The sequence below is a fragment of the Nonomuraea sp. NPDC050383 genome (genome assembly GCF_044459125.1).
Lineage (GTDB): Bacteria > Actinomycetota > Actinomycetes > Streptosporangiales > Streptosporangiaceae > Nonomuraea.
The window spans coordinates 173,550-187,248 of the sequence record NZ_JBITIP010000002.1 but is presented as its reverse complement, the minus strand read 5'-3'; the positions used below and the strand labels follow the sequence as shown (position 1 = coordinate 187,248).

The following is a 13,699-nucleotide window of genomic DNA, read 5'->3' as shown; positions in this document are numbered from 1 at the left end:
CAGCGTGGCCTCCTCGTAGGGCGGGCGAAGGAGGCCGCATGCACGAGCCACGGCACGCAGGCGAGTTGCTCGAAGCAGCGGCCGACGACGACCAGACGGCCTGGGACACGCTCGAATGCAGGTATGGGCCACGAATGTGGGCGGTGGCCCGGGCCTGCGGCTTGAGCGAAGCGGATGCGGCGGACGCGGTCCAGGGAGCGTGGCTGCGGCTGCTGGAGCATCTGCACACCATCAGGGAACCATCGGGCATAGGCGCATGGCTGGCCACGACCACCCGTCGTGAGGCGATGCTGATCCTCAGGAAGGAGCGCCCCGGCGTTCCCCTCCCCGAGGTCGTGCCCGGCGAGCCTGATCCGGCGGCGGCCGTCCTGGAGGCCGACAGCAGCCGCCGGCTCTGGAAGGCGGTCTCCAGCCTGCACGAGCCATGCCGCACCCTCCTCCAGCTGGTAGCGACGAACCACAAGAGCCAGCAGGTGGCGGTGCGACTGGGCGTGCCCATAGGCAGCGTGGGTCCTACCAGAACGCGGTGCCTGGAAAGACTGCGCACTCTGATCCACCTACAGGAGACGGTGCAATGATCAACGAAGAGTACTTCCTGGCGGCGCTCCGTTTGGCCGCCGGGCACGATCCGCTCCCAGAACATGTCTCCGCTGCCGCCCGCGACGCCTACGGGCTCCGGGTCCCCCAAGCGGTGACCGCCGTCCCGGCCGAGTGCTCCGCCTCACGCGAGGTACGCAGCTCGGACGGCTGCCAGCTGGTCCGCTTCGTCGCGGCGGGCCTGACCTTCGACTTGGAGGTGACCGTGGGCGACGGACTCATCGACGTGGCGGGACAGATCGTCCCGCATCCCGGAGAGGGCAGCCATGTCGACGTCCGCACCCCTCATCTGACGCTGACCAGACGCCTGGCCGGCACCGGCCACTTCGCGGCCACGGGCCTGCCTCCGGGCTGGCTCAGCGTGGTCTGCCACCGGCCCGGGCATTCCCCCGTCCAGACGAGGTGGGTGCGCATCCGACCGTGACGTCCGCACGCCCCGGCATCCCCCGCGTCTCCCGCCTGATGGCGGCTGGGCTGGTGACGGGCGGGCTGGTGGAGGCGGCCGAGGCGGCGGTGCTGCGCTCGGTCGTCGACCCCCGGCAGGCCATGCTCGCCGCCCGGGCCGTCCTGTCGGCCGCCGAGGCGCGGGGCGTGGCTGAGGCGGCCGTCGTGGCGCTCAGGGCGATGGGCCTGGCCGCGCGGGAGCTCGGCGACCTCGAGGCCGCCGAGCGCCACCTGCGGCGCGCCGTCGCCACACCCGGCGCGCCGCCCGAGCGGCCGGCCCAGGCCCGGCTGTCGCTGGTCACGGTACGCACCGAGCGCGGCCATCCCCTCCAGGCCCTGCGCATCGCGGCCCTGGCCTGGCCGGCCCTGTCGCCTCTCGACCGGGCCAAGCTCGACACCCAGCGCGCCGTGGCCCTGGCCCATCTCGGCCGCTACCAGGAGGCCGTGGCCGCCTGCGACCGCGCCGTACAGGTCCTGGCGGCGGCGCCGGGCACCGTCGACGACCACAGGTTCCTGGCCGGAGGGCTGCTCAACCGCGGGCTGGTCCACGCCTTCCGCGGCGACTGGGACGCCGCCATGGACGACGTCACCGCCTGCCTGGAGCTCGCCCGGCACGCCGGGCTCGACCACCTCGCGCGCCTGGCCGCCGCCAACCTGCCCTTCGTGGCCGTACGACGGGGCGACGTGGCCGGCGCGTTCGGCCACTACCGGGCGGCCGAGGACGCCCTGTTCGGCTTCCCCGAGCGGCTGGCCACGATGCGGGCCGACTTCGCGGGCGCCCTGCTGGCCGCCCAGCAGCCCGGCGAGGCCAGAGAGCTGCTCAGCCGGGCCGTACCCGACCTGGAGGCGTCCGGGGCACACGTCGCGCTGGCGGACGCCCGGCTGAAGCTGGCCAGGGCGGAGCTGCTGACCGGTGACGCACGGCGGGCCCTGGCGGTCGCCGAGCGGGCGGCCCGCGACCTGGAGGCGCAGGGCAGGCGCTCCTGGCTGCCGCTCGCCCGTGAGGTGGTCCTGCGTGCCCGCCTGGCCCTGGACGGTCCGGCGCCCGAGCTGCTGGCCGCCCTGGTGGCCTGCGCCGGCGAGCTGGAACGCGACCCCGCCCACCAGGCGGGCGCCGCCGCCCTCCGCCTGGAGGCGGCCGAGGTCGCCCTCGCCCTGGACGACCGCCCGACGGCCCTCACCCAGCTCACCCACCTGACGACCGTGCCCGGTGACGCATCGCCGGCCGTGCCGGGCAGCGCGGCGGGCGGCTCGGCGGCGCGCGCGGGCTCGGAGGCGGGGGCTGCCGATCACGGACCCGGCCAGGCACGGGGACCGGGTGTGACGCCTGCCAAGGTGGCGTCCCTGCCGCCCGCCCTGCAGGAGCTGGTCCGTGCGCCCGAGGCACCCGTGGTGCGGCGGGTGCCGGGGCCGGTGCTGGGGCACGCCATGGCGCTGGAGGCGGAGCTGCGGGGCGACACCGCCGCCGCGCTCCGTGCCGCCCGTGACGGGCTGGCCGAGGTCGGGAGTCAGGCCGGCGCGTTCGACGACCCGGCGCTGCGGGCGCACATGGCACGGGCCGGTGAGCGGCTGGCCGGGCTGGGGCTGCGGCTGGCGGTCCGCGACCGGGACGCGGCCGAGGTGTTCGCCTGGGCCGAGCGCTGGCGGGCCGTGGCCGCGCCCCCGCCGCACGTGGCGGACCTGGACGAGGTGCGCGCCGCGCTGAGCGAGGCGTCGCCGGACGGGGGCCGGCGGTGTGGAACGGCGCCGGGTGCAGGCAGGACTGGTGGGGCGGCGCAGGACGCGGCCCGGGAGGGTGGGACGGCGCCCTGTGGGGTGGGGCGGCACGGCATGGCGCTGGTGGAGTTCGTGGCGGTCGGGGGGTCGCTGGTGGCCGTGGTGGTGACCGAGGAGCAGGCGGTGGTGCGGCGGCTGGGCGGCCTGGAGGAGGTCGCGGAGGCGGTCATCCACCTGCGCTACGCCCTGCGCCGTCACACCCTCGGCGACGGGCCGCCCGCGAACCGGCCGGCCCTGGACCGTCCGGCCCACGGTCCGGGTGATCCGGTGTGGGAGGCGGCGCGGGAGGTCGGGCGGCTGCTGTTTCGGCCGGTCGAGGCGGACGTGGGCGATCGGCCGCTGGTGGTGGTGCCCGCCGGGCCGCTGCACACCGTGCCGTGGGCCGCCCTGCCGGACCTGCGCGGGCGTCCCGTGAGCGTGGCCGCGAGCGCGTCGGCCTGGCTCGCGGCCGGGCGGCGCGCACCCGTCCCGGCCGGTCCGCCCGTGGTGGCGGCCGCCGCGGGACCCGGGCCGGCGCACGCACGGGCCGAGGTCGGCCGCGTGGTGGCCGGGCATCCGCGCGGGCGGGAGGTGCCGGCGCGCGGCGGGCCGGTGATGGAGGCGCTGGTCTCCGCCGACGTGCTGCACCTGGCGGCGCACGGGGTGTTCCACGCGCGCAGCCCGCTGCTGTCGTCCATCACGCTCGACGACGGCCCGCTCATGGCGTACGACCTGCTGCGGCTGCCCAGCTCGCCGGGGCTCGTGGTGCTGTCGGCGTGCGACTCCGGGATGGCCCGCGCCCCGGCCGAGGGGGCGCCGCTGGGGCTGGCCGGTGCCTTCCTGGCCAGGGGTACGGCCTGCGTCGTCGCCGGGATGGTGCCGGTGCGCGACGACGACGCGCTGTCCGTCATGACGCTCTTCCACGAGCTGCTGGCCCAGGGCGAGCCGCCCGCGACGGCCCTGGCGGCGGCCTCGGCCAAGACGGAGGTGACCGGCTTCGCCTGCTTCGGCGCCGGCCACCGCCCTGTCACCCCCACCGCCTGACAGCCGGAGAACGGTCAGCCCGTCGCGATCGGCCGGGAGGGGTCGGCGATCCAGTTGGACCACGAGCCGACGTACAGCGACGACGGCAGCCCGGCCAGCTCCATGGCCAGCACCTGGTGCGCGGCCGTCACCCCCGACCCGCAGTAGGCCCCGGCCCGCACGCCCTCGCGCACGCCGAGTCCCGCGAACCGCTCCCGCAGCTCCCCCGGAGCCAGGAACCGGCCGTCGGGGCCCACGTTCGCGACCGTCGGAGCGGACACGGCGCCCGGGATGTGCCCGGCCACGGGATCGATCGGCTCGGTCTCGCCCCGGTAGCGCTCGGCGGCCCTGGCGTCGAGCAGCACCCCCTCCGTGGCGAGCGCCGCGGCCTCCTCGGTCGTCAGCATCGGCATGCCGCCGGGCTTGGCGGTGAAGTCGCCCGGCTCCGCCTCCGGGGCCTCGGTCACCGTGGGCAGCCCCGCCGCGACCCACGCGGGCAGGCCGCCGTCGAGCACCCGGACGTCCTGGTGGCCGAAGTACCGCAGCGTCCACCAGGCACGCGCCGCGATGGTCGAGCTCGCGTCGTCGTACACGACGACCGGCCGCGCGTCGCGGACGCCGAGCCGGCGCATCGCGCTCTCGAAGAGGGGGGCATCCGGCAGCGGGTGCCGTCCGTCCGGTCCGGGCGCGGCGGCGAGGTCGGCGTCCACGTCGCAGTAGACGGCGCCCGGCAGGTGCCCCTTGCGGTACAGCTCGATCCCGGGCGGCCCGCCGATCCGCGAGCGGACGTCGAGCACGGTCACGCCGTCGAGTGCGGCGAGTTCGGCAGGGGTGATCAGCGGGCTCATCTCGGCTCCTCATGGTCGGGCGTCCCGCTCTCGGGACGGGTCAACGGGTGCTCGCCTCCAGCAGCGGCACGTACTGCTCGGCGGCCGTCATCGAGCCGTGGTAGCCGGTGAAGGCGGCCTCGCGCGGGTGGGCGCCGGAGGCGACGAGGGCCAGGCCGTCGTACGGCACGGCCAAGACGTCGCCGAGGCGCGGCAGCCACTCGGCCCGTACGGCGGGCCCGAACCAGCCGGCCTCGACCGCCTCCTCGCGCGTCACCACCCAGGCCCGGCCGGCCAGCGTGTCGCGCCACGCGGCGAGCACGTCCGCGGCGGCCCCCTCCTCGGCGTACACGTGGCGGGCCCGCGCCTCGCCGCCCAGCAGGGCCACCCCGTCACGCAGCGCCGGATCGGCCTCCACGTCGAGCTTGCCGGTGGCGTTGACCATGCCGTGGTCGGCGGTGACGTACATGGCGCAGCCGTCCGGCAGGGCCTCGGCCAGCCGCTCGGCGAGCCGGTCGACGATCGTGAGCTGCCGCAGCCACTCCTCGCCGCCCCAGCCCGTGTCGTGGCCGGCGGAGTCGAGGTCGCCGTAGTACACGGTCACGTACGCGGGCGGCTCGCGCAGGGCCTCGCGGGCCCGCTCGACGCGCTCGTCCACGGTGCCGGCGGCGAGGTGGCGCACTCCCCGGTAGACGGCCTCGCTCAGGCCGGTGCCGGCGTACTCGCCCGGCGCCACGTACGCGGCCGTGACGCCCGCCGCCCGCGCCCGCTCGAACACGGTGGGGGCGGGCTGCCAGCGGCGCGGATCCATGACCAGGCCGTCGGGCAGGGTCCAGCGCAGGCAGTTGAACAGCAGGCCGGTGCCCGGCACGGCCAGGATCAGGCCCATCATGCCGTGCTCGCCGGGCGGCAGGCCGGTGCCGAGGGAGCACAGGCTCGTGACGGTGGTGGCGGGGAACCCGGCGGTCAGCCCCGGGGCTCCGGGTGCCGTTCCGGCCGGCGGGCGCATGCCGCGTGTCAGGAACGGCGCCGCGCCCGCGTGGGCGCGCAGCGCCTCGGCCCCGAGTCCGTCGACCAGCAGCACGCAGACGGAGCGGGCGGGCTCGATCCCCAACGATCCCGGCTCGCCTGCCGCCTCGCCGACGCCGAGGGCGGCCAGCAGCGCGCGCGGCAGGTCCGCCAGTGACGATCCGCCGTACGCGGGGATCAACGGGGCGGTGTCGGCCATCCTCCGAGCTTAGCCGCGTGGCCGGGCCGTTCCGAGGCTTCCGCGCGGGCGCGGACGAGACCCGGGGCGGGTCAGGAGGCGGCGCGTGCCGTGGCCTCCGACAGGGCCTTGGCGAAGGCGAGCACATGGGTGACCGCCTCGGGCCCGTCGGCGGCCTCGCTGACGCGCAGCGACAGGTCGTCGGCGGTGATGGCGCCGGTGTAGCCGTGGTCGGCCTCGCAGTTCTCGTCGCCGCAGGTGGCGGGCTCCAGGTCGACGTGGGCGATGGCGCCCCAGCCGATCGTGAGCGTGGCCTCGGTCGGGGGGACGCCCGGGGCGTAGGAGGCGGGGTCGGGGACGACGCGGGTGACCGCGACGGACTGGATGCGGCTGAGGCGCACGGCCTCGGTGGTGGTGGAGGCGTGCGAGGCCGACACGCCCTCGACGGCCGGGTGCTCGTCCGTGTGGCACACCAGCAGCCTCGTCCCGGTCAGCACCAGGACGGTGACGTGCCTGCGCACCTCCATGGCGGGGTCGAACGTCGCCTCGTGGTGCACCACGAACGCGGTCACGGCCTCCTTGCCCAGCGCGGATTCGACCGCATCGGTGACGAGGTCGGGGTAGTAGCCGCTGCGCTCGATCGCTTCGCGCAGGCCCGCGGCTGAGACTCGGGTTTCCCTCATGGGGTCCATCCTGCCAGGATGACGCGCCACCCTCACCCGCCGCACATAACGCTCTATAACGTCTCATGTCGTACGGGTGCCCGGAACGCCCCCTCCGGGCCACCGGTGAGCCGTCAGGCCAGTCGGCGCGGCCCTCCGTCGAGGCGCGGGCCCGGCGGCGTGCGGACGGTGGCGCGGGCGCCGAGGACGATGACGCCCGACTCCCCCACCAGCACCTGGTCGAGGTCCAGGCGGGCCAGCTCCGGCAGGTCTCCGGCCAGCCGCCCGACCCGCACCAGCAGCTCCTCCAGGGCGGCGACCGCCACGGGCGGGTAGCCGTACTCGCCGAACAGCAGCGGCGCGGCCCGCACCGACCGCACCAGCGCGGCGGCGTCCTCCCCGGTGAGCGGCGCCGGCCGGAACCCCTGGTCGAGCAGGAGCCGCGCGGTCACCTCGCCCAGCCCGAACGACACGACCGGCCCGAACGCCTGGTCCTCGACGACGCCCACCACGGTCGGCACGGCGGGCTGGGGCGCCATGCGCTGCACGGCCAGCTCCGTGCCCTCACCGAGGCGGCCGGCGAACTCGGTGTACGCGTGCCGCACGGCGTCGGGGTTGCCCAGGCCGAGCCGTACGGTGCCGGCCCGGCGGGAGGCGTCGGGGTCGGCGACCTTGAGCACCACCGGCCAGCCCAGCCGCCCGGCGGCCTCGGCCGCCTCGTCCGGTGAGCGCACCACCTCGGCGGGCCACACGTCGAGGCCGTAACAGGACAGCAGCTCGGCGGCGTCCACCTCGACCGGCGCCCCGTCGACGGCGGGCGGCGGGGTGAGGGCGCGCACGACGAGGTCGCGGGCGCGGCCCGTGTCGACGTCCAGCTCCGGCGGGGGCGTCACCGGCCGGGCCCGCCAGGTGGCGTACCGCACGACGTGGGCCAGGGCCCGCACCGCCTCCTCCGGCGCCGCGTACGACGGGATGGAGCCGCGCGACGGCACGGCCCCGGCCCAGAGCGCCGGGTGCATCCCGAGATGCCCCTCGAACGTGGCCAGCACCGGCTTCCCGGACCCCTTGGAGACCCGCAACAGCTCGGCCGCCACCTCCTCCCCCGCACCCGGGATCGGCGGCATGTAGATGACGACGGCGGCGTCCACGTCGGACGAGGCGAGCTGGCCCGCCAGTGCCTCGCCGAACTCCGCGGCACCGGCCGTGGCGCCCAGGTTCGCGGGCGGCCGGGGCGACAGTCCGGCGGCGACGCACGCGTCGGCGGCCAGCAGCCCCAGCGCGTCGGAGTTGGTGACCAGGCCGACGCGCGGCCCGGCGGGCAGCGGCTGGTAGGCCAGCAGCTGCCCCACGTCGAACAGCTGGATGAGGTCGTCCACCCGGATCAGGCCGGCCTGCTCGAACAGCGAGCTGATCGCCGAGTCGGGCAGCCGCAGCTCGCGCGCCGAGTGCCCGGCCGGCGTGCCGCCGCTCTTGACCACTACGATCGGCTTGCTGCGCGAGATCCGCCGCGCCAGCCGGGTGAACTTGCGCGGGTTGCCCAGGGACTCCAGGTAGAGCAGGATCACCTCGGTCGCGGCGTCCTCCTCCCAGTACTGGAGCAGGTCGTTGCCGGACACGTCGGCCCGGTTGCCCGCCGAGACGAACGACGAGATGCCCATGCCGCGCTGCGCCACCCGCTGGAGCAGGGCGGTGCCGAGCGCGCCCGACTGGCTGAAGAACCCCACCCGGCCCCGCCCGGGCACGGTGGCCGCGAGCGTGGCGTTGAGGCGCACGGCCGGGTCGGTGTTGGCGATGCCCAGGCAGTTGGGCCCGACCACGCGCAGACCGTAGGAGCGGGCGATGCGCGCCAGCTCGTCCTGACGGCCCCGGCCCTCCTCGCCGGTCTCGCCGAACCCGGACGACACCACGACGAGCCCGTGGACGCCCTTCTCCGCGCACTCCTTGACCACGTCGGCCACGCTCTCGGCGGGTACGGCGACCACGGCGAGGTCCACGTCGTCGTCGATGGCGGACACGCTCGGGTAGGCGCGCACCCCGGCCACGGCCCGCACCTCGCGGTGGACCGGGTAGACGGGGCCGGTGAAGTCGGCGGCCAGCAGGTTGCGCAGCACGGCCTGGCCGACGCCGCCCGGCTCGCGGGAGGCGCCGATCACCGCCACGGAGCCGGGCGTGAGCAGCCGGGCGATCGAGCGGGCCTCGGCCCGGTGCTCGCGCGAGGCCGTCACCTCGGCCGAGGTCTCGGTGGGGGTGAGGTCGAGGGTCATGCGGACCACGCCGTCGGCGAAGCTGCTCTCCCCGGTGTAGCCGGCCTGGCGCAGGACGCCCATCATCTTCATGTTCGCGGGCAGCACGTCGGCGACGAACCGGCCGATGCCGCGCTCGCGGGCGGTGGCGGCCAGGTGCTCCAGCAGCACCGAGGCGACCCCGCGGCCCTGATGGGCGTCCTCGACCAGGAACGCCACCTCGGCCTCGCCCGGCTCGATCCGGTCGTAGCGGATGACGGCCACCATCTCGGCGCCGATGGTGGCGATCAGCGCGACCCGGTCCACGTAGTCGACGGTGGTGAACCAGGCCACCTCCTTGTCCGACAGCCGGGGGCGCGGCCCGAAGAAGCGGAAGTAGATCGACTCGTCGGAGAGGCGGGAGTAGAAGGCGCGCAGCCGGTCGGCGTCGGCGGGCCTGATCGGGCGGACGTGGGCCGTGCCGCCGTCGGCGAGGACGACATCGGCCTCCCAATGGGCGGGGTACTGAGCCTGCACAGTCCCGAGGGTAATCGCGTGTCCGGGGTCGCAGGACCTCAGGGCCTGTTCGCAACGCTTGTGCATCGACTGCGGACCGGTGTTCGAGGACCGCCCCACGGGCCGCCCGGAAGCTGTTAGTTTTGCGGTGAAGTTTTGCCGTGGCCGGCTCGTTCTGAAGGCAGCAAGGTGGTGACATCATGACGCGGGTCGTCGTGGTGGGCGATCTCATGACCGACGCGGTCGCTCGCGCCCGTTATGCGCTCGCCAGGGCGAGCGACACCCCGGCGATCGTGACCATGCACGGTGGCGGCTCCGGGGCCAACATCGCCTCGTGGCTCGCGGTCGAGGGTGCCGAGGTGGCGTTCATCGGCCGCCGCGGCGCCGACATCACCGGGCGCAATCGCGACATGGAGCTCATGGGCTACGGCGTGGACGCGCGGCTGGTCATGGACCCCGAGCGGCCGACCGGCACCTGCGTGGTGCTCGTCACGCACAAGGGCGAGCGCACGATGCTGTCCGACCCCGGCGCCAACGCCGCGCTGTCCCCCGAGGACCTGCCGCGCGACCTGTTCAACGGCGGCGGCCACCTGCACCTGTCGGGCTACACGCTGATCAACGAGGGCTCCCGCGACGCGGGCCTCGCGGCGCTCGACATGGCCCACCACTCGGGCATGTCGATCTCGGTCGACTGCGCCTCCTCGGCGCCGCTGGAGCGCACGGGCGCCGAGCCGTTCCTGGAGTGGACGAGCGGCGCCAAGCTGCTGTTCGCCAACACCGAGCAGGCCAAGGTGCTGACCGGCCGCGACGACCCGGAGGCCGCGGCGAAGGTGCTGACGGCCTGGTTCCCCGAGGTCGTCATCAAGATGAACGACGACGGGGCGCTGTGGTTCGGCAACGGCCGTCCCGACCCGGTCCACGCGGCCGCCGACCCGGTCGACCGCATCATCGACGGCACCGGCGCGGGTGACGCGTTCAGCGCCGGGTTCCTGCCGTCGTGGCTGGAGGGCAAGCCGCCGGCCGAGTCGCTGGCCGCGGGCTGCCGCCTGGCCGCCAAGGCGATCACGTACCTGGGAGCCCGTCCGCGCCTCTAGCGCGGTCCGCCGTCGTCGGCAGGCGATCTCTCGCAAGCATCCTGTTGTCAGGCGCGAGGTTCCGCACCGCCCGCGTGCCGCAGGCCCGCGCGGCGGGCGCACAGCCGCGCGTGGCACCCGCGTGACGGAGGCCGGCCCGATAGGCGCACAGCCGTGCGTGGCACCCGCGTGACGGAGGCCGGCCGGGTGGGCGCGCCGCCGTGCCTCGCGGGCGAGTACGCGGACGGGTCGTGGCTCGGGCGCCGGGTGAGCACCGAGGGCCCGCGCGAGGAGCCCCCGGTACGGCCGGCGGTCGCGACGCCGGCCCCCCGCGTCTAGGAGGTGGTGGCCAGGGCCAGCGGCAGGACGGCCGGGGCGCCCGCGTGACGGACGAGGGCCGCGCCGAGCGTCATCGTCCAGCCGGTGTCGACCCGGTCGTCCACCAGCAGCACCGGGCCGCCGCACTGGGCCACCGCCGCGCCCACCTCACGGGGCATGGCCAGCGTCGCCCGGATCGCGCGTACACGCTGGGCGCTGTTGAACTGGCGGCCGGGCGAGCCCGAGCGGTAGCCCAGCTCGCCGAGGTAGGCCAGCCGGCCCACCTGGGCGAGCCGCTCGGCGAACCCCCGCACCAGCAGCGGCCTGCTCGCGGACGGCACGCTGACCACCGCCACCGGCCGCTCCCGCCAGTCCCACGCGGCCAGCACCTGCGTCACGGCCCGGAACATGTCGTCGGGCAGCGGCCCGTCAGGTCCGCCCAGCAGCTCGCGCAGGCGGTTGCCCCAGCCGATGTCGGTGAGCCGCCCGAGCGCCCGGCCCGGCTCGGCGCCGAGGTCAGGCTTGATGCGGCCGGACAGGTCGTCGAGGCCGGTCGGCCACTGCCGGCGCGCCTCCACCGTGACGCCGGGCCTGGCCAGCCGCTCGCGGGCGGTCTCGACGGCCGGCGCGGCGATCTCGGCGGAGCGGTGCCGGCCGGTGCAGTTGTCGCAGCGGCCGCAGGGAGTGGCGGTGTCGTCGTCGAGGAGGCGGCGCAGGTACTGCTCGCGGCACTCGGTCGTCGTGAGGTAGCCGAGCATGGCCTCCTGCTCGGCGCGGCGCTCGGCGGCGATGCGGGAGTAGCGCTCCGCGTCGTACCCCCACGGCTCGCCGGTCGCCTCCCAGCCGCCCTTGACCCGGCGGACGGCGCCGTCGACGTCGAGGACCTTGAGCATCATCTCCAGCCGGCTGCGGCCGAGGTCGACGATGGTCTCCAGGGCGGGCGTGGACAGCGTGCCGCGCTCCTCCAGCGCGGCCAGCGTGGCCCGCACGACCGGCTCGGGCGGGAAGGCGAGCGAGGTGAAGTAGGCCCAGATGTCGCGGTCCTCGGAGCCGGGCAGCAGGATCACCTCGGCCCGCTCGACGCCGCGGCCGGCGCGGCCGACCTGCTGGTAGTAGGCGACGGGCGACTGCGGGGCGCCGACGTGCACGACGAACCCGAGGTCGGGCTTGTCGAAGCCCATGCCGAGGGCGCTGGTGGCGACCAGGGCCTTGATCTTGTTGCCCAGCAGGGCCTCCTCGGCCTCCAGCCGCTCGGCCGGGTCGGTCTGGCCGGAGTAGGCGGCCACCTCGTGGCCCTGCTCGCGCAGGTAGTCGGCGATCTCCTGGGCGGCGGCGACGGTCAGGGTGTAGACGATGCCGGAGCCGGGCAGCTCGCGCAGCGTCTGCGCCAGCCAGGCGAGCCGCTGCTCGGCCGTGGGCAGGCGCACGACGCTCAGGTGGAGGCTCTCGCGCTCCAGCGGCCCGCGCAGCACCAGCGTGTCCTCGCCGAGCTGCTCGGCGACGTCGCGGGTGACGCGGGCGTTGGCCGTGGCGGTGGTGGCGAGGACGGGCACACCCGGCGGCAGCTCCTCGAACAGCGTGGCGAGGCGGCGGTAGTCGGGCCGGAAGTCGTGTCCCCAGTCGGAGATGCAGTGCGCCTCGTCCACGACGACGAGACCGGCGCTCTCGGCCAGCTCGGGCAGCACGTTGTCGCGGAAGTCGGGGTTGTTGAGCCGCTCGGGACTCACCAGCAGCACGTCGACCATGCCGTCGGCGACCTGGCCGTAGATCTCCTCCCACGCCTCGGGGTTGGCGGAGTTGACGGTGGCGGCCCTGATGCCGGCCCGCTCCGCGGCGGCGATCTGGTTGCGCATGAGAGCGAGCAGGGGTGAGACGATGACGGTCGGGCCCTCGCCCAGCTCGCGCAGCAGGGCCGTCGCGACGAAGTAGACGGCCGACTTGCCCCAGCCGGTGCGCTGGACCACGAGGACCCGCCGCCGGTCGACGACGAGCGCCTCGATGGCGGCCCACTGGTCGTCGCGGAGCCTGGCGTGCTCGCCTGCGAGCGCGCGCAGGCGCCTCTCCGCCTCTTCGCGCAGCATCGCCGCGTCGGGGGCTTCAGTCATGTGCTCCTTGTTACCAGGTTTCCCCGACGTTTTCGTTCCCGGCCCCGGCCCTGCTCCCGGCCGCGGTCACTTGTCGGCGTGCTCCGGGAAGGCGTTGACGGTCACCCGGTGCATCCGCCGGCGCTCCGTGTAGTCGGCCACCGCGTAGTGCTGGGTGGGCCGGTTGTCCCAGAACGCCAGCGTGCCGGGGCGCCAGCGCAGCCGCACCTGGTACTCGGGTGAGCGGATGTGGTCCAGCAGCAGCGGCAGCAGGGCCTCGTTCTCGCGGTCGGTGAGCCCGACCAGGCGCGTGGTGGAGGAGCGGTTGACGAACAGCGCCTTGCGGCCGGTCTCGGCGTGGACGCGCACGACGGGCCGCTCGATCGGCGGCCACTTGGCCTGGATCTCCTCCAGGTCGAACGGGTGACCCTTGGAGATGGCCTTCTTCATCGACATCGTGATGTCGTGCACCGCCGTCAGCTCGTCGCACAGGCGCTGGAGCGAGGGCGAGAGCGTCTCGTAGGCCAGGTAGGTGTTCGCCCACAGCGTGTCGCCGCCGACGCTGGGGAGCTGGACGCAGCGCAGGAGCGAGCCCATGGGCGGAGTCGGCTCGAAGGTGTTGTCGCTGTGCCACTCGTCGCCGCCCTCGCCCTTGGGGTCGGTCTGGTCGAGGACGTGGATGGGGCTGGCGCTGTCCTTCTTGAAGGCGGGGTGGTTGAGCGTGCCGAAGTTCAGCGCGAACTGCAGGTGCTGCTCGTCGTCGATGGGCTGGTCGCGGAAGAACAGCACCAGGTGCCTGAGCCAGCCCTCGCGGAGGGTCGCGACCTCCTCCTGGGACAACGGCTTGCGCAGGTCCACGCCGGTCACCTCGGCGCCGATGTGCCTGGTGACGGGATGAAACTCGATCATGTACGCCTCCGGAGACGAGGAGTATCCCTTTCCGGAACGTAACGCCCAAGCAATTGCTTGGT

General features: G+C 75.2%; 11 protein-coding genes. 5 read left to right on the top strand and 6 right to left on the bottom strand.

From position 1 onward, the window contains the following. Positions 1–38 precede the first annotated feature (38 nt). From ACIBG4_RS05570 to ACIBG4_RS05560, 3 genes are read left to right on the top strand one after another with little or no spacing between them, the layout of a single operon-like run. Positions 39–578 carry a sigma-70 family RNA polymerase sigma factor gene (locus ACIBG4_RS05570; RefSeq protein WP_310710793.1) on the top strand — a complete coding sequence of 180 codons (540 nt, stop codon included), beginning with the start codon at positions 39–41 and terminating at the stop codon, positions 576–578. Next, positions 575–1,021, top strand: a complete 447-nt coding sequence (locus ACIBG4_RS05565) for a hypothetical protein (RefSeq protein WP_310710792.1) — start codon at positions 575–577, stop codon at positions 1,019–1,021. The genes ACIBG4_RS05570 and ACIBG4_RS05565 overlap by 4 nt, the downstream gene beginning before the upstream one ends. Then, positions 1,018–3,840, top strand: coding sequence for a CHAT domain-containing protein (locus ACIBG4_RS05560; RefSeq protein WP_397200822.1), 2,823 nt, complete (start codon positions 1,018–1,020; stop codon positions 3,838–3,840). Before ACIBG4_RS05565 ends, ACIBG4_RS05560 begins: the two co-directional genes overlap by 4 nt. A gap of 14 nt (positions 3,841–3,854) precedes the next feature. On the opposite strand, the gene ACIBG4_RS05555 is transcribed toward ACIBG4_RS05560, so the two are convergent. The 4 genes from ACIBG4_RS05555 to ACIBG4_RS05540 form a co-directional block, all read right to left on the bottom strand. Further along, on the bottom strand, positions 3,855–4,667 hold the full coding sequence (locus tag ACIBG4_RS05555; RefSeq protein WP_397200821.1) for a sulfurtransferase: 813 nt from the start codon (positions 4,665–4,667) through the stop codon (positions 3,855–3,857). 40 nt (positions 4,668–4,707) lie between these two features. Beyond that, positions 4,708–5,874, bottom strand: coding sequence for an alkaline phosphatase family protein (locus ACIBG4_RS05550; RefSeq protein WP_397200820.1), 1,167 nt, complete (start codon positions 5,872–5,874; stop codon positions 4,708–4,710). Positions 5,875–5,945: 71 nt separating this feature from the next. Further along, positions 5,946–6,536 (bottom strand): DUF5998 family protein, encoded by a 591-nt coding sequence (locus ACIBG4_RS05545; RefSeq protein WP_310711523.1) that lies wholly within the window; start codon positions 6,534–6,536, stop codon positions 5,946–5,948. Between the two features lie 113 nt (positions 6,537–6,649). Then, the gene (locus tag ACIBG4_RS05540) at positions 6,650–9,274 is read right to left on the bottom strand and encodes a GNAT family N-acetyltransferase (protein WP_397200819.1); all 2,625 of its coding nucleotides are present in this window, start codon (positions 9,272–9,274) and stop codon (positions 6,650–6,652) included. A 179-nt stretch (positions 9,275–9,453) separates the two neighbouring features. On the opposite strand from ACIBG4_RS05540, the gene ACIBG4_RS05535 reads away from it, so the two are divergent. Both ACIBG4_RS05535 and ACIBG4_RS05530 read left to right on the top strand, forming a co-directional pair. Then, positions 9,454–10,347: a sugar kinase gene (locus ACIBG4_RS05535; protein ID WP_310711525.1), complete on the top strand. Its 894-nt coding sequence runs from the start codon at positions 9,454–9,456 to the stop codon at positions 10,345–10,347. Between the two features lie 153 nt (positions 10,348–10,500). Next, the gene (locus ACIBG4_RS05530; protein ID WP_397200818.1) at positions 10,501–10,665 is read left to right on the top strand and encodes a hypothetical protein; all 165 of its coding nucleotides are present in this window, start codon (positions 10,501–10,503) and stop codon (positions 10,663–10,665) included. On the opposite strand, the gene ACIBG4_RS05525 is transcribed toward ACIBG4_RS05530, so the two are convergent. Beyond that, the gene (locus tag ACIBG4_RS05525) at positions 10,662–12,749 is read right to left on the bottom strand and encodes a RecQ family ATP-dependent DNA helicase (RefSeq protein WP_397200817.1); all 2,088 of its coding nucleotides are present in this window, start codon (positions 12,747–12,749) and stop codon (positions 10,662–10,664) included. The two genes, ACIBG4_RS05530 and ACIBG4_RS05525, sit on opposite strands and share 4 nt — an antisense overlap. Before the next feature lie 66 nt (positions 12,750–12,815). Next, a complete protein-coding gene (locus ACIBG4_RS05520) occupies positions 12,816–13,637 on the bottom strand; it encodes a TauD/TfdA family dioxygenase (protein ID WP_310711528.1) in 822 nt (273 codons plus the stop codon). Positions 13,638–13,699: the final 62 nt, after the last annotated feature.

Bases quoted from the DNA above. Each gene is read 5' to 3' on its own strand.
- ACIBG4_RS05525 (WP_397200817.1), bottom strand. From the start codon at position 12,749: ATGACTGAAGCCCCCGACGCGGCGATGCTGCGCGAAGAGGCGGAGAGG.
- ACIBG4_RS05555 (WP_397200821.1), bottom strand. From the start codon at position 4,667: ATGAGCCCGCTGATCACCCCTGCCGAACTCGCCGCACTCGACGGCGTG.
- ACIBG4_RS05545 (WP_310711523.1), bottom strand. From the start codon at position 6,536: ATGAGGGAAACCCGAGTCTCAGCCGCGGGCCTGCGCGAAGCGATCGAG.
- ACIBG4_RS05550 (WP_397200820.1), bottom strand. From the start codon at position 5,874: ATGGCCGACACCGCCCCGTTGATCCCCGCGTACGGCGGATCGTCACTG.
- ACIBG4_RS05535 (WP_310711525.1), top strand. From the start codon at position 9,454: ATGACGCGGGTCGTCGTGGTGGGCGATCTCATGACCGACGCGGTCGCT.
- ACIBG4_RS05520 (WP_310711528.1), bottom strand. From the start codon at position 13,637: ATGATCGAGTTTCATCCCGTCACCAGGCACATCGGCGCCGAGGTGACC.
- ACIBG4_RS05565 (WP_310710792.1), top strand. From the start codon at position 575: ATGATCAACGAAGAGTACTTCCTGGCGGCGCTCCGTTTGGCCGCCGGG.
- ACIBG4_RS05570 (WP_310710793.1), top strand. From the start codon at position 39: ATGCACGAGCCACGGCACGCAGGCGAGTTGCTCGAAGCAGCGGCCGAC.